This is a genomic window from Kribbella sp. NPDC055110, assembly GCF_053607525.1.
The window spans coordinates 184,960-199,872 of record NZ_JBSGTS010000004.1 but is presented as its reverse complement, the minus strand read 5'-3'; the positions used below and the strand labels follow the sequence as shown (position 1 = coordinate 199,872).

Below are 14,913 nucleotides of genomic sequence, written 5' to 3'. Positions count from 1 at the left end.
TGACTCACCAACACCTCTTCTGCATAGTCCGTGAATAAATTTCTGGTGACTGCACAGAACCCGATCGGTCACCCAGCGGGTTTGGACGGGTGTGACAGAGGCTGAGGAGAATCGATGACCCGGACCGCGGACGCCGACTTCGAGCGATTCGTCGTGGCGCAGTCGACCCCCTTGCTCCGCTTCGCGGAGATGTTGTGCGGCGATCGGCATACCGCCGAGGACCTGGTGCAGCAAGCGTTGATGCGGTCCTATCCGAAGTGGCACCGGCTGGAGGGCGACCCGATGCGGTACGTCCGGCGGGTGCTGGTCAACCGATTCCTCTCCCAGGCCCGCCGGCGCTGGAACAACGAAGTACCCAGCGATCCGGTGCAGAACGACTGGGACCAGCGAGCGGTGGCGGACTTCGCCGGGGCGGTCCAGACCAGGGAGGCCGTGCTCTCGGCCCTCAGTGGTCTGACCGTCCGGGAGAGAGCCGTGGTCGCGCTGCGCTACTCGCAGGATCTCTCCGAGGCCGAGACCGCCGAGCTGCTCGGCATGGCGGCCGGGACCGTGAAGAGCACGGCCTCCCGGGCGCTGGCCAAGTTGCGTCTGGCACCCGACCTGATCGATACCGGAGTTGGAGGAAACTGATGAGTGACGAGCAGCGGGTACACGAAGCTCTCACGTACGAGATGGAGCCGTGGCAGCCGGACGCCGGCGACCTGATGCGGCGCGGCAAGCGGCTGACCTGGCTGCGCCGGGGACTGGCCGCGGCGGGTGTCACCGCACTGGCCGGAACCGTTGCGACGGTGTCCGCCGCGGTGGGCGGACCGGCCCTGCCGGTGAAGAACCTGCTGGCCGGTGGCGGAAAGCCCCCGGTGTCGGCGGTGATTCCAGCCGGTACGCCGACGGCGCCGTCGGTGGACCCGACCTGCCTGCCGCAGAAGCCGCAGCAGCCGGAGAAGCCGCAACTGCCCAAGGCGACGGTGTCGGTGAACAAGACCATCGACCCCAACAACCCGCCGACGGCGAAGCCGACTCTCCCGACCAAGCCGTCGCTGCCTGGTAAGCCGCAGGTGCCGACGACCAAGCCGACGCTGCCGACGGCCAAGCCAAGCTTCCCGACGACCAGGCCGACGCTGCCGACGAAGCCGTCGCTGCCGACGACCAAGCCGAGCTGGCCGACCGCGAAGCCGACCGGCAAGCCGACGCTGCCGGGCAAGCCGCCGGTGCCGACGACCAAGCCGACGCTGCCGACCGCGAAGCCGACGCTGCCGACGAAGCCGTCGCTGCCGACGACGAAGCCGACGCTGCCCAGCAAGCCCACCCTGCCGAGCGTCCCGACGGCCAAGCCGAGCCTGCCGACGACGAAGCCCATCCCGACGCCCTCGCTGCCGGACTGCGTGAACGGCGTACCGACCGCGAAGCCGACGCTGCCCGGCAAGCCCACCCTGCCGACGGTGCCGGGCAAGCCGACCAGCAAGCCGACTGCCCCGTCCCTGCCGACGGTCACGGTCTCCGGTGGGGTTGAGGTGACCGTCGACCCGGGCAAGCCGCAGACGGTCAAGCCGACGCTCCCGAGCAAGCCGTCGGTGCCGACGACCAAGCCGACGTTCCCGGCGCCGACCGAGAAGCCCAGCCTCCCGACGCCGAGCTTCCCGACGACGTTCCCGACCGGCCACCCCTCCTCAGGCCGGTAGGGCATCCGGCCACCGGCGAGTAGGTCACGCAGCCCTACTCGCCGGTGGCAGCACTCCTGAGGTATTCCGCGGTCGTGTCGTCGGCTGGGTAGAAGGACTCGATCATCAGCTCCGACACCGTGACGTCGAGCGGTGTGCCGAAGGTGGCGATCGTCGTCAGCAAAGACAGTTCCCGCCCGTCGTGGGTGAGGTTGAACGGTACGACGACCTCGGCCGGCCCGGGTGGTGCCGGGTTGTCGTTGGCGGCGTACCCGCGAAGTTCGTCGTACAGGTCCTGGAGTTCAGGATCCGCGGTGCCGGCGACCTGGCGTTGCAGGCTCGCGAGCGCGGCTGAGCGGACCTCGGCGATGTTGGCGATCCGCCGTGCCAGGCCGTCCGGGTGCAGGGTCAGGCGCAGTGCGTTGATCGGTGCCTGGAGCAACTTCTCGTCGACGTCCGCGGTGAAGATCGCGATCCCGGCGTTCGCCTCGACGATGTTCCACCAGCGGTCGACGACCAGTGCTGGGTACGGCTCGTGGGCCTTCAGAAGGCGGCGCAGCGTCGTACGGATCGCGAGCATCGACGGCGAGTGCAGCGACGCCTCGCTGTACACCGGTGCGAACCCGCCGGCGAGCAGCAGCTGGTTGCGGTCCCGCAGCGGTACGTCGAGATGCTCGGCCAGCCGCATCACCATCTCGCGACTCGGCTTCGACCGCCCGGTCTCCACGAAACTCACATGCCGCGTGGACACCTCGACCCGGTTCGCCAGCTCGAGCTGACTGAGCCGCCGGCGCTCCCGCCAATCGCGCAGAAGCTCACCCACGGGGCGCTGGAACGTCTCCTCGATCGTCGCTGCCATGCTCCGACCGTAGCGGGTGGCGTAGACATCTCCATTACCTCTGACGTCATCGACGGTACGCCGGACCGCACGGCAAGGTTCTGGTCATCGCAACCGATCGAGGAGGAAACGCTATGAACGCAACGACTCTCGCCGACCAGTACTTCGCCACATGGAACGCCGCCGACGCGGACCGCCGGGCCGAGCTCATCGCCGGGACCTGGGCCGACGACGCGACCTTCCAGGACCCGAGCTTCGAGACCGCCGGCCACGACGAGCTGAACAAGCTGGTCGGCGCCGCGCAGCAGATGTTCCCCGGGCTGTCGTTCGTCCGCATCGGCGACATCGACGAGCACCACAACTACCTGCGCTGGACCTGGCACCTGAAGGCCGAGGGGCAGGAGCCGGTCGCCGGCGGCACCGACATCGTCGTCCTCGACGCGGACGGGAAGATCCAGCAGCTGATCGGATTCCACGACTTCGCCCCAGCGCACTGAACCTTCGGGCACAGCACTGGACTGGTCGAAACCGGCCGGCCGACGACGAACGTGTACGTCGCCAAGGTCCCGGCGAAGGATCACCTCGTCAGCTTCGACCCGCGCGGGACCTGGATCGACGCCGATCACCGGCGCCCGCAGCCTGGCACGGCAGATCGACAGCAGCCGACTGCTGACCGCCGACGCCTACGGACACACGGCGTACTTCAACTCAACCTGTGCGCGGGACCGGATCGCCGACTACCTGCTGGTGGGCAGGCTGCCGACCACGAGCTACTAAGTGGTCAGCGCCGTAAGTCCGTCGGGGGGACATGGGATCGTCATGCCCCGGATGAGACTCAACGGCCTGCTCCAGGTATCGATCAGCACCAGCCGACCGCACCGACCCTCAGGATGGGAAAGAAATGGTCAGCAGGTGGCGATTAGTTTCCCAGCCTTCCGGTCGATCGACGCGAGCCCCCCACCCGGCCAAGCCCACCGTCACTTGCCGGGCAGCCCCGCCGGCAGTTCCGGGGCTGTCCAGCCGACGTGCCGCGGATGATGCGCAGCCGCTTCACCTGGAGAGCGCTGTGATCAGCCGTGCGCAGCGGACCGGGTCCTCGGTCAGGCCGGCCGCTAAGCCCCACAGCCAGTAGTCGACGGTCCGCCAGATCACCCAGTCGCGGGCGCGGTCCCGGTCCAGACCGGCTTCGCGGACCGCGAGATCGAAGTACGGGACGATCTCGGTCATCTTGTCGAGGTCCCACCACAGGACACGACCGAGGTCGAACTCGATGTCGCCGCGGTACAGCGCCGGGTCGACGGTCAGCCATGCCTCCCGGTGTCCCGCGAGGACCTGGCCGGAGTGGAAGTCGCCGTTGACCGCAGCGGTCGACGTGGTCTCGGTCGGAGCGATGTCGAGCGCCTCACGCAGGATCGCGGCGTCGAACGGCCGGCCGAGCCGCTCCCACTGCGGCTCCAGCTCAGCTGATCGAGTCGTCACGATGTCCCCGGTCGACAGCGCATCCTCCGGTCCGGGTACGGCGAGTCTGCGCATCAGCTGCCCGAGTACGGCGACCGCCTCGTCGACGGGACGGCTCGTCAACGGCGTCGACAACCGCTCCAGCAACATCGCACCGGCCCCGACGTCCACGTCGTACAGCTGGGCCATGCCCCGCCCTGCCCACCAACGGAGCGCCCAGGTCTGTTCGGCGACTTGCGCTCCGGGCGGCGACATCCGCAGTACGAACTCCTCGTCACCCCGCCGAACCGGTACGACGACCGCGTTCGACCCGTGTGCAACCGCTCCCACCACCGTCAGATCCCACTGCCGGCACTGCCGCTCAACCGCCATCGGCAGGTCCCGGAGCCAGTCCGCGCCCTCGGTCCACCACCGCGGCATCCGCAGGAACTCCTCGGGCAACTCGATCACGCGGTCACCGTATCCGGGGCAACCCGGGGCATTCATCCGATTTGCAAATGCCCTCCCCGGCGGCGGGATCGGGGACCATGATGTTGGGATGGGCGGAGAGGTTGACGAGGACGGGTTGCAGTTCGACGCGGAGGTGTCCCGGCAGATCGAGGCGGTGTACACGACGCCGGACGTGGTCGAGCAGCGGCGGGCAGTGCGGGCGGCGTTGGCGTTGCGGCCGGGGGACCGGGTGCTGGACGTCGGTTTCGGGCCAGGTTTGCTGGCTGCGGAAATGGCCGGCGAGGTGGGGCCGAGCGGGCGGATCTGCGGGATCGACATCAGCGAGAGCATGCTGGCGATCGCCCGCACCCGCGCCGACATACCCGGCGGACCGGGCCTCGAGCTCGAACTCGGTTCGGTCGCGCGGATCCCGCACCCGGCGGAGAGCTTCGACGTGGTGGTCTCGACCCAGGTCTTCGAGTACGTCGACGCCGTCGCGGACGCGCTGGAGGAGGTACGACGGGTGCTCCGGCCGGCGGGTCGCGTCGTACTGCTCGACACCGACTGGGGATCGGTGGTGTGGCGATCGAGCGACGACGAGCGGATGCGGCGGGTGCTGACCGCGTTCGAGGATCACCTGGCGGATCCGCATCTGCCGCGGACGCTGGCCGACGTACTGGTGAAGACCGGTTTCACGCCGACCCATCAGCAGGTGGTGCCGATCCTCAACACGGCGTACGACCAACGCACGTACAGCGGCGGCCTGATCGACATCGTGTCGGACTTCGTCCCCGGTCACGCCGACGTGACGCACGAGGAGGCGCGCGCCTGGGCGGACGATCTGCGCGGTCTCGGCACGGGGTACTTCTTCAGCCTGAACAGGTACTTGTTCGTCGCGTCGGCGCTCTGAGGTGTTCGACCTCGGCGGGTGCGTCCTGGGAGAGACACACCCGCCGGGCCGGTCGTTCTCCCGCCCCTCAGTGGGAGAACTCGCGGCTCGGTGAACACCACCCATGCCCGAATGGCACTGACCGAACCGCGGGACCACCTACAGGTACCCCAGATCCCGGATCCGCACACACCCCGGCACGCGATCCGGTCGGAAAACTTCACATTCCTCAAACCTAACCGGGTAGTACCTGACCTGACAGCGGCCTAGGCTGGTTGGCGATTTTCGTGCACCAGGGGTCGGTGCGCGGACACCAAGGGGGAAGGAACAGCTATGCCGGAAGTGTTCGACGACGAGTTGACCGAAGAGCAGCTGGACGAACTGGAGGCGCTCGGGGCGGCTGAGGATGCGGAGCGGATCCTCGGGGTAGAGGCCGGTGGGAAAGATGCCTGAGGCAAGGATTTCCTGGCGCGGCGTCACGATGAACAAGCGCACCGTGGCGATGGTCGAGGTCGCGGAGCAGCTGTACCAGTCGAAGTTCGCGATCCTGCAGGGGTCGTACAACGCCGGCGGCGTGGAAGCGTCGGCCGGGACCCATGACGGCGGCGGCGCGGTCGACGTCGACGTACGGACGAAGAGCGCCGCGCAGCGGGTCGCCGTGGTGAAGGCGCTCCGGCAGGTCGGGTTCGCCGCCTGGTTGCGGACGCCCGCGCAGGGCAACTGGCCGTACCACGTGCACGCGATCGCGGTCGGCGACAAGGACCTGTCCCGCGGCGCCGCGCATCAGGTGGCGGAGTACCACCGCAAGCGCAACGGGCTGGCCGATCGGGGCAAGGACGATGGCCCTCCCGGGTACTACGGGATGACCTGGGAGGCGTACTTGAAGGCACACCCGGCGAAGGACCCGGTGCCGGACTCGACGATCTCGCTGGCTGCGATGGAGTACGCGCGGACACATGACGCGATGACCGGCGTGTGGGGCGCGGACCGGGCCCGGGTGATCGCCTGGGCGGCGCACCCGCGGGTCGGTGCGATCACGAAGGCCGAGACCGTGCCGCCGGCCGGCGTACCTTGGCACCTGCATTTCCAGCGGGTGATCCGGAAGGTGCAGCTGCACTTCAAGCTCGAGGTGACCGGGATCTTCAACACCTCCGTGGCCACTGCGATGAAGCGCTACGGCTACACGATCGTGGCCTGAGCATGTCCTGAGCATGGACAAGGCCCCACCGGTAGCAGCCGGTGGGGCCTTGGTGGTCCACTACCGCCCGGGCATCCCCGGTGCAGCTGTGGAGGTGGAGAGCGGAACCGACGCCGATGCAGGGGTCAAGACGTCAGCTCCGCTTGCCTGTGTGGAGTTATCTCGAGTCGGCCGCCCAGACGTGCGCCTGGTGGAACTCGAGGTGCTGCCGCGTCGCGGCCGGAGAGCCGCCGGGGCTGCCGAGCCCGAGGTGGTTCATGGTCGGTACGACGACAGCGTGTACGTCGGACCGCTTCACCTCGTCGAGCAGTGCGTGGAAGGCCGCGGACTCGGCCGAATCGCGCTCGGTGTAGACGGTCCCGAGGGTGAATCCCTCGGCGCTGGCGAAGGCGACGAGGGAATCCGTCGCCGCGGCCAGCTCCTCCGCGCAACTCAGCGCGTCGGCCCGTACGTACCCGAGCAGCGTCGGCCGGGTGGTCATCGCTCTGCGTCCACCAGCACCGGCTCGCTCGTCACCCGGAGGGACGCGAACCGGCGGCGCATGGCTTCCTCGTACTGCACTGCCTGCTCCGCCATGGCGGTGTGGTCCGCGATCGGGTGAGCGCCGAACCAGACCCGCACGCGACGGTGCGTTGTGGGGGTCTCCAGCGTCTCGGTCATCGCGGTTCCTTCGGCAGTCTCGGTCCTACCCCGGACGGCTTTGTCCGGCGTTGAGATAAAGAACACCTCATTGGTGGGTACCTTCGGAACACTTTGGTAGGGACCTTTACAGAGGCCTAACGCAGAGTAGGGAAACCCTACGAACGCGCAGGTCAACGCCCTCTCAGCCGGATCGTCAGGCGGAACTGAAACCCTGTCAAGAATGTTTGCAGCTATTTGCAAGTAACGATTCGGCGTCGCGAATTGTGCGACCGGCAGAGATATTTGAGCGTCCTACTAACTGTTTGCATCAGCTCGCTCACGCACCGGAATGCAAGCCACCACGACACCGAGCACGGCGGCCGCCAGAGGTACTGCGAGCCCGGTGCGGAATCCGCCCGCGGTGAGTTCGTCGCCCGCCGCCAGGACTGCCGCAACGGCCGCCAACCCGAGCGCGGATCCGAACTGGAACGACGTCGTCAGTACGCCGCTCGCCAGCCCCTGCTCGTCCTCGGCGACCCGCTCGGTCGCCGCGATCGTCAACGGCCCATACGCGAGCGCGAACGCGAGCCCGAGCAGCAGGAACGCCGGAAGCATGCCCGCGAAGTTCGCCCCCAGCGGCAGGAATGCCGTGTAGGCGAAGGCCGCGAGTACGAATCCGCCGAGCACCACGCGGCCGTTGCCGAACCGGGTCACCAGCCAGGGCGTGAGGGTCGGGGCGAGTACGGCGTCGATGCCGATCACCATCAGGGCGAGTCCGGTCTCCAGTTCGGACCAGCCGCGCAATTCCTGCAGGTAAAGCACCGCGATGAACTGGAATCCGACGAACGATCCGACCAGCAGGATCGCGCCGAGATTCGCCCGGATCAGCGCGGTGTTCCGCAATAGTCCGAGCCTGATCAAGGGCGCGTCCACGCGCCGCTCGATCATCACGAAGGCCCCGAGTAACACCAGTCCGGCAGCAGCACCTGCCACTGTCTGTGCCGTCGGTACGTCGGGCGCCCGCACGACGGTTGCCACCAGCAACAACATCGAGCCGGTCAGCGTGAGGGCCCCGGTCAGATCGAACCCGCCTTCTCGTTCGGCCCGCACGGTGTCACGGGGAATCAGCGCGACGGCGCCCGCCAGGATGATGGCCGAGACGATCACCGGCGCGAAGAACACCCATCGCCAGTCGATCGCGGTGAGCAGTCCGCCCGTGACCATGCCCAAGGAGAATCCGCCGGCCGCGGTTCCGGCGTACACCAGCAAGGCCTTGTTGCGTTGTGGTCCCTCGGGGTACGTCGTCGTGATGATCGACAAGCCGGCCGGGGTCATGAACGCGGCCGCGATCCCGGTGACGAAGCGGGCCAGGATCAGTACCCAGCCCTCGGTGGCGAACCCGCCGAGACCGCTGAACAGCAGGAACACCACCAGCCAGCCGACGAACATCCGCCGCCGGCCCAGCAGGTCCGCGGCGCGTCCGCCGAGCAGCACGAACCCGCCGTAACTGAGCGCGTAGGCGCTGACGATCCATTGCAGCTCGCCGGTGGTCAGGCCGAGCTCGGCCCGGATGGACGGCAGCGCGACGCCCATCATCGAGACGTCGATGCCTTCCAGGAAGATCGCGCCGCAGAGGACGAACAGAACGGCCCAGGCGCGGCCGGTCAGCCTGACTGTTGTTGACACGTAGGGACTCCCTTTCATGGTTACCTCTTGTAACTGACCCCATCATCAGGAACCATCGGGAGTTGTGGAAGAAGGCACTTCAAAGGAACCGGGGCACTCCTGCTGTACCGAGGAGGCGTTCCAGTGGGACACGCGCGAGGACTGCGACGTACGCCAGATCCTGGACCGCATCGGCGACAAGTGGTCCCTGCTGGTGATCGCGCTGCTGGACAACCGGTGCATGCGGTTCACCGAGCTGAAGAAGACGATCGACGGGATCAGTCAGCGGATGCTCACGGTCACCCTGCGCCAGTTGGAGCGGGACGGCTTGGTCCGCCGTACTGTCCACCCGGTCGTGCCGCCGCGCGTCGACTACGAGCTCACCCCGCTCGGCGTCACGCTGCACGCGACGATCCAGTCGCTCGTCACCTGGACGGAGACTCATCAGGTGGAGATTGCTACTGCGCGAGCTCGATACGATGCGGTCAGCTCCGGCCTCGGGTGAAGCTCGCCGGGTGCTTCGGTACGACGAGCAACGTCAGGCCCGCGGCGCAGACGGCGAGTGCTGCGATGACGTTGAGCGTGATCGGTAGGCCGAGCGCAATCGTCGCCGCAGGTGCAGCCAGTGCACCGATCAACAGGGCGAGTGAGTCGGCGGCGAAGAAGATCGCGCCCACGCTCGCGAGGGCTTCCCGTGGTGCGGTGCGCTGGATCGTGGTCTCGGCGGTGATGAGCAGGATGCTGCCAGGCAGGCCGATGAGGGCCGCGGCGACGATCGCCACTGGGATGTTCGGGGCGTTGAAGAGTCCGAAGAACGCTGCGGCTGTGGCGAGTTGGGTCAGGGCGAGGAGTTCGCGGATTCCGAGGAGGCGGGCGGCTTTCGTGCTCAGGGCGGCGCCGATCAGGTACCCGGCGCCGAGGCCGGAGATCAGGTAGCCCACGACGTACCCGGGCGCATGTAGGCGGTTGACGGTGAACGGTACGAGGAGCGCCGTCAGGCCGGCGTTGGCCGTGAGGAAGACCGTTTGGCCGATCAGGACGCCGCGCAGGGCGCGGTGCCGGATCGCGGCGTGGAGTCCTTCGAGTGGCCTTGGTGGGGCGCTCGCAGTCGCGTGCCGGCGGGTGCGGACGGTCGCGATGGTTGCTGCTGACAACAAGTAGCTGACGATGTCGACGGCGAGCACGAACTTGATGCCGGGGCCGGCGAGCAGCAGTGCGCCGAGCGGCGGTGCGGCGAGGCGGATCGCGCTGCTGGTAACGGCGTTGATCGCGTTCGCTCTGGCCAGTTCTTTGCCGGTTCCGACGACGGTCGGCAGCAGTGCGCGGGCGGCCGGACGGAACACGGTTGTTGCGGTGTTCTCGAGCAGGATCGCGAGGTAGATCGGCCAGATGTGGTCGCGGTCGGCGAACAGGATCAGCCCGACGGCCGCCGCGCTGACCAGATCGGCGATCCACATCGCTCGCGCCAGGTTCCAGCGGTCCAGCAGTACGCCGGCCCACGGGCCGATGAGGAGCGCCGGAAGAGCCTCCAGCGCCAAGGTCAGCCCGGTGGCGACCGCCGATCCGGTCAACGCGAACACGTGGAACGGAATCGCGACCACGAGGAGCCATGACCCGATCCCTGAGATCGCGCCGCTGAACCAGAGCCTCCGAAAGTCCCTCACGGCGCCGGAATCTATCTTGTCGAGATAGACAACGGCAAGAGTGTTCTGTGAAGATAGATCGCATGGAGCTTGGTGACGTCCTGCGCGACCGGCGGAAGGCGACCGGGCGGACGATCGCGTCGGTCGCCGTCGACGCCGGCCTGTCCGTGCCGTACATCGCGAACCTGGAGAACGGGCGCGGCAACCCCACGATCGCCGCACTCGACCGGCTCGCCACGGCGCTCGGCGCGCGGCTCGACGTACGCATCGGCGACGAGGAACCGGTGCCGTCGCCGTCCATCGGCGCCGGCCTCGTCGCGGGCTCCGACCGGGTCGACACGGTGCTCGCCGCTGTCGCCGGCGGAAGGTCGCGAGCCGCCACCCGCCGCGAGTTGATCGCGACGCTCGACGCCCTCGCCGTAGTCCTGGGCCGTCCCCCGGGCCCCGCCGACCTGAGCCGCCTCCTCGACCTCCTCCAGCTCGCCTGACCCGACCGCACGGTGATCTCGGTCGCGCGTAGGGTCCTTGGCATGGAGATCGGTGCGCGGATCGCCGCGGCTCAACTGACCGGAGCCGCGCGATCGAAACGACAGGTGATCGCCGGGCCCCTCGCCGGTCTGCTGCACGACAAGGACGACTGGTACCTGTCCGGCCTGCTCGCGGCCGAGCCCGGCCAGCCGTTCTCGCCGGACGACCTCCCGTGGGCGCTCGACACGATCCGCCAAGCCTTCGCGGCCGAAGGGCGATGGCTCAGCGCAGAACTCGTCGAAGAGGCGAACCCCGGCCTGGCCGAGGCCCTCGCCGCGAACGGGATGACGCTCGTCTCTCGCCTGCCCCTCCTCGTCGTCTCACCGGCCGAGTTGATCCTTCCCGAGTTCCCGGCCGGCGTGACCGTGCGGGTCGTGGCCTCGGACGAGGACCAGGAGGTGGCGAACACGGTGGCAGCGGAGGCATACGAGATGGACGGCACCGGCTTCGCCTTCAAGCCGGATCCCGCCGATGGCGGAGCAGTTCTCGTGTACGCCGACGACGTACCAGTCGCGACTGCTGCGTGGACCGCGGTCGCGGACGAGGTGTCCGAGGTTGCCGGGGTCGGAACGGTTCACAGTCATCGACGGCGCGGATTCGGTGGCATCGCGACGGCGTACGCGACGTTGAAGGCCTTCGAGCTCGGCGGCGTGACGCTCGCTTGGCTGACGCCGGGGGACGACGGTGCGGACCGCGTGTACCGGCGACTCGGATACGGGCCTAAGGCAACCGCCATCCACCTCGGCGACCCCGGCGACCACCTATCCGACCTACGCTAACCATGCCACGGCCACGGCATGGTCGACTGAGCCGACGGTCCGAGCGGAGCCTCTAGCCGAACTACGCCACTCCCCACAAGCCGACCACCAAGCCTTCCTAAACACCCCTGCACCCGCAGCCCAACCCCCCACGACCCCGAAGCGCACGGCCCCGAGGCGCACGGCCCCGAGGCGCACGGCCCCGAGGCGCACGGCCCCGAGGCGCACGGCCCCGTGGCGCACGGCCCTGAGGCGCACGGCCCCGTGGCGCACGGCCCTGAGGCGCACCGCCCGAAACGTATAGCCCCGAAACGCACGGCCCCGACTCGGGCTGCCGCCCCGACCTCGCCACGCATGCCGACCGCATCTTCGCGATCAGCGCCCCCGCTCTAGTCGCCGCCTACCCCACCTACACGTTTTCCTGTACGCCGGACCTGTGACGTTTCCCCTTGTGGATAAGGGAATCCATGCATCCTGAGGCTTGGATCCCCCACTCAAATGCCGTAGAATCAAACACATGTTCGAGGAAGATCTGGAGTCGCTCCCCACCCGCGACCTGCTGGAAAACGCCGCGGAATGCCGCGCCATCGCCAGCCAGGCCGACGCCCGACTGCTCGGATGCGCCCAGATCTACGCCGACCGCCACCACCCCTCCATCTGCCCGACCCGCCCCACCCGCCGCGCCGTCGACGGCCGCGAACGCGCCGTCATCCTCGGCGGCGACGGCTGCCCCGAAATCGCCGAGTTCGCGATCGCCGAACTCGCCCTCGTCCTCGGCGTCTCGGCCGGGGTCGGCCGCGACCTGCTCGCCGACGCCCTCGCCCTCCGCCACCGCTTCCCCCGCACCTGGACCGCGATCCAGGCCGGGCAGGCCACCCCGTGGAAGGCCCGCCAGATCGTCCGCGCCTGCACCAAACTCGACCGCCTCGCCGCCGCCTACGTCGACCGCAAGGTCGCCGCCGTGATCGACACCATCTCCCCCCACCGGCTCGAGAAGATCGCCCGCGCCGCCCGCAACCACGCCGACCCCACCCACGCCGCCGACGAAACCACCGAGGCCGCCGACGAACGCGGCGTCTACATCAGCCGCGGCGACGCCCACGGCAACAAAACCATCTACATCAAAGCCGCCGCCGCCACCGTCAACCGCTGGAACGCGACCATCACCGACATCGCCGAAGCCCTCAAAGCCCTCGGCGACACCCGCCCCATCCAGCACCGCCGCGCCGACGCCCTCGAGATCAACGCCGACCCCCGCTACACCCAAGAACTCCTCGCCCAAGCCCGCACCCACATCGAAACAGCCCTCCCGCCCACCCCACCACCCAGCCCCACCAACCCCAAGCCACCCACCCACCACGAACCCCACGACCACACAACCCCCGACAACCCAGCGACACCAAACAACCCAGCGACGCCGAACAACCCGCCGGCGCAGGGCAACGCGACGGCACAGGACAGTCCGGTGACGCGGCAAGACCCGGCAACGCCGAACGACCCGGCGGTGCAGGACGGCCCGGTGGTGCAGAACGACGTGGTGCAGGGCGACGACGTGGTGCAGGACGACGTGGTGCTGCCGGGCGATGCGGTGGCACCGGTTGGTGAGAGTAGAGAGGGCGGGCCGCACGCCGGCCCCCTGGGCCAGCCGCTGCCCGGCGCCCGCCGCCTGTCAGACCCGCCTGAGCCACCGGGCTCGCTCAAACCCGATGACCTGCTCAAACCCCACGACTCGCTCGAACCGCCGGAGTCTGTCGAACTGCCAAACCCGCCCGGGCGATCGGACCGCCTCGAGCCGTCAGGGTCGCTCGAACTGCCCGAGCCGCTCGATCTGATGGAGCCGGCGGGTCCGCCGGACGATCCGTGGCTCGAAGCCGCCGCGCCCTACGACCCCGACCCGCCGTCCGACCCCTTCGACCGGCGAACATCAGCCCAGGCCGCGGACGTGTGCAACGAACCCGACCAGGGTTCGGCGATGGATGCTGCCGCGTTGCGGGCACTCCGCGCGCGGCTCGCGCAGATCAAGCAGGACGCCTACGCCAACCCGAGCTACCCGACCCACCCCGCCAACCTCGGCGGTCCGCGCGACCCAGATGGTCCAGGTGGTCCAGGTGAGTTGACGCACCCGAGTGCGCCGGCCCGACCGGACGGCGGGACCAAGGGACAGGTACGTCCAGGACAGACCGAGGTGGTCGTGCATCTCACCGACCACACGCTGGCTACCGGGAGCGGTGTGTTGCGTGCCGAGACCATCGGGCCGTTGCTTGCGGCGCAACTGGCCGAAGTAATCGGGTATGGGCCGTACACGGTGAAGCCGGTGATCGATCTGAACGATGCGGTGAGTGTCGATGCGTATGAGATTCCGACCCGGATCCGTGACCGCGTCAGGTTCACCTACCCGGTCGAGCTGTTTCCGTACGGCAACCGAGAGACCACCAGCACCATCGACCTCGATCACATCGAGCCCTACGACCCGCACGGACCCACCGGCCAGACCAGTACGACGAATCTCGCGCCGCTGGGCAGGTTCGGGCACCGGGTGAAGACCCATGCCCGCGGCTGGAACGTGCGCCGGATCGACTACAAGACACTCGAGTGGACCACGCCCCACGGGTTCACCTTCCACGTCGACCCCGACGGCACCCACCGCGTCGACCCGTGAGCCGACGGCTGGGTCCCGTTGAGTTTCGCCGCGCTCGAGTCGAGCCAGCGCGCACGCCCTAGGGGTCAGGCGTGCAGACCAGCCGAGTTGCCGCACAGACCTAGATGAGAGGGCGATCACGACCAGTTGCTGCCCCTGCTCGCGGGGCGCAGTCGAGTCCTATCGGCCGGGTTTGTTCCCAGTCTCAGCCCGCTCAGGAGATCACGGGGCCAATTCAGCAAGCCCGACGTCGCCTCGTGCGCCGACGCCGATCCGGCCGCGATCGGGCGTCCGCGCCAGGTGGATCAGTCACGGTGGCTTCGCGCCAGGCGGCTCTGCCATGCAGCGGATCGCTGCGCCAGGTGGATCAGCGGGATGGCTTCCGCGCCAGGCGGATCGGCGACGGGCAACTCGCTCGATGCTGCCGTCAGGACGCGGCGTGACGCGAGGTGGCGCGAGGTGGAGCGGGGCAGGGTGCGCGCCTGACGCGGTGGTGCGGCGTTTCACGCCGGGTGGATCAGCGGCGATGGCTTCTGTGCCAGGCGGATCGGCGACGGGCGGCTCGCTCGATGCTGCGGTCCCGGCGCGGC

At 68.7% G+C, this 14,913-nt stretch carries 16 protein-coding genes; 10 read left to right on the top strand and 6 right to left on the bottom strand.

Translation table 11 applies throughout. The features are described 5' to 3' along the window. Positions 1 to 114: 114 nt before the first annotated feature. Both ACWF0M_RS08800 and ACWF0M_RS08795 read left to right on the top strand, forming a co-directional pair. Complete coding sequence (locus tag ACWF0M_RS08800; RefSeq protein ID WP_452235023.1) at positions 115 to 630, top strand: SigE family RNA polymerase sigma factor; 516 nt, start codon at positions 115 to 117, stop codon at positions 628 to 630. Continuing rightward, entirely contained in the window at positions 630 to 1,679 is a 1,050-nt protein-coding gene (locus tag ACWF0M_RS08795) for a hypothetical protein (RefSeq protein ID WP_452235022.1), read from the top strand. Before ACWF0M_RS08800 ends, ACWF0M_RS08795 begins: the two co-directional genes overlap by 1 nt. Before the next feature lie 34 nt (positions 1,680 to 1,713). Here the strand turns inward: ACWF0M_RS08795 and ACWF0M_RS08790 are convergent, their stop codons facing one another. Continuing rightward, a complete protein-coding gene (locus ACWF0M_RS08790; RefSeq protein ID WP_452235021.1) occupies positions 1,714 to 2,517 on the bottom strand; it encodes an MmyB family transcriptional regulator in 804 nt (267 codons plus the stop codon). Between the two features lie 113 nt (positions 2,518 to 2,630). Here ACWF0M_RS08790 and ACWF0M_RS08785 point away from each other — a divergent pair, with 113 nt between their 5' ends. Further along, the gene (locus tag ACWF0M_RS08785) at positions 2,631 to 2,993 is read left to right on the top strand and encodes a nuclear transport factor 2 family protein (RefSeq protein ID WP_452235020.1); all 363 of its coding nucleotides are present in this window, start codon (positions 2,631 to 2,633) and stop codon (positions 2,991 to 2,993) included. 16 nt (positions 2,994 to 3,009) lie between these two features. Beyond that, positions 3,010 to 3,273: an alpha/beta hydrolase gene (locus ACWF0M_RS08780; protein ID WP_452235217.1), complete on the top strand. Its 264-nt coding sequence runs from the start codon at positions 3,010 to 3,012 to the stop codon at positions 3,271 to 3,273. A 273-nt stretch (positions 3,274 to 3,546) separates the two neighbouring features. Here the strand turns inward: ACWF0M_RS08780 and ACWF0M_RS08775 are convergent, their stop codons facing one another. Further along, entirely contained in the window at positions 3,547 to 4,404 is an 858-nt protein-coding gene (locus ACWF0M_RS08775) for an aminoglycoside phosphotransferase family protein (RefSeq protein ID WP_452235019.1), read from the bottom strand. 88 nt (positions 4,405 to 4,492) lie between these two features. Between ACWF0M_RS08775 and ACWF0M_RS08770 the strand changes: the two genes are divergently transcribed. Then, the gene (locus ACWF0M_RS08770; protein ID WP_452235018.1) at positions 4,493 to 5,293 is read left to right on the top strand and encodes a methyltransferase domain-containing protein; all 801 of its coding nucleotides are present in this window, start codon (positions 4,493 to 4,495) and stop codon (positions 5,291 to 5,293) included. A gap of 424 nt (positions 5,294 to 5,717) precedes the next feature. After that, a complete protein-coding gene (locus tag ACWF0M_RS08765; protein ID WP_452235017.1) occupies positions 5,718 to 6,470 on the top strand; it encodes a hypothetical protein in 753 nt (250 codons plus the stop codon). A gap of 157 nt (positions 6,471 to 6,627) precedes the next feature. Here ACWF0M_RS08765 and ACWF0M_RS08760 read toward each other — a convergent pair whose 3' ends face one another. The 3 genes from ACWF0M_RS08760 to ACWF0M_RS08750 form a co-directional block, all read right to left on the bottom strand. Then, the gene (locus tag ACWF0M_RS08760; protein WP_452235016.1) at positions 6,628 to 6,951 is read right to left on the bottom strand and encodes a hypothetical protein; all 324 of its coding nucleotides are present in this window, start codon (positions 6,949 to 6,951) and stop codon (positions 6,628 to 6,630) included. After that, positions 6,948 to 7,130, bottom strand: a complete 183-nt coding sequence (locus ACWF0M_RS08755; protein WP_130386859.1) for a hypothetical protein — start codon at positions 7,128 to 7,130, stop codon at positions 6,948 to 6,950. The genes ACWF0M_RS08760 and ACWF0M_RS08755 overlap by 4 nt, the downstream gene beginning before the upstream one ends. 276 nt (positions 7,131 to 7,406) lie before the next feature. Then, positions 7,407 to 8,777, bottom strand: coding sequence for an MFS transporter (locus tag ACWF0M_RS08750; RefSeq protein ID WP_452235015.1), 1,371 nt, complete (start codon positions 8,775 to 8,777; stop codon positions 7,407 to 7,409). Positions 8,778 to 8,841: 64 nt separating this feature from the next. On the opposite strand from ACWF0M_RS08750, the gene ACWF0M_RS08745 reads away from it, so the two are divergent. Further along, positions 8,842 to 9,261 (top strand): winged helix-turn-helix transcriptional regulator, encoded by a 420-nt coding sequence (locus ACWF0M_RS08745; protein WP_452235014.1) that lies wholly within the window; start codon positions 8,842 to 8,844, stop codon positions 9,259 to 9,261. Here the strand turns inward: ACWF0M_RS08745 and ACWF0M_RS08740 are convergent. After that, positions 9,242 to 10,420, bottom strand: a complete 1,179-nt coding sequence (locus tag ACWF0M_RS08740) for an MFS transporter (RefSeq protein WP_452235013.1) — start codon at positions 10,418 to 10,420, stop codon at positions 9,242 to 9,244. The genes ACWF0M_RS08745 and ACWF0M_RS08740 overlap by 20 nt on opposite strands. A 62-nt stretch (positions 10,421 to 10,482) precedes the next feature. Between ACWF0M_RS08740 and ACWF0M_RS08735 the strand changes: the two genes are divergently transcribed. The 3 genes from ACWF0M_RS08735 (at position 10,483) to ACWF0M_RS08725 (ending at position 14,344) form a co-directional block, all read left to right on the top strand. Beyond that, the gene (locus ACWF0M_RS08735; RefSeq protein WP_452235012.1) at positions 10,483 to 10,887 is read left to right on the top strand and encodes a helix-turn-helix domain-containing protein; all 405 of its coding nucleotides are present in this window, start codon (positions 10,483 to 10,485) and stop codon (positions 10,885 to 10,887) included. A gap of 42 nt (positions 10,888 to 10,929) precedes the next feature. Then, a complete protein-coding gene (locus ACWF0M_RS08730; protein ID WP_452235011.1) occupies positions 10,930 to 11,706 on the top strand; it encodes a GNAT family N-acetyltransferase in 777 nt (258 codons plus the stop codon). A 496-nt stretch (positions 11,707 to 12,202) separates the two neighbouring features. Then, positions 12,203 to 14,344 carry a DUF222 domain-containing protein gene (locus ACWF0M_RS08725; RefSeq protein WP_452235010.1) on the top strand — a complete coding sequence of 714 codons (2,142 nt, stop codon included), beginning with the start codon at positions 12,203 to 12,205 and terminating at the stop codon, positions 14,342 to 14,344. Positions 14,345 to 14,913: the final 569 nt, after the last annotated feature.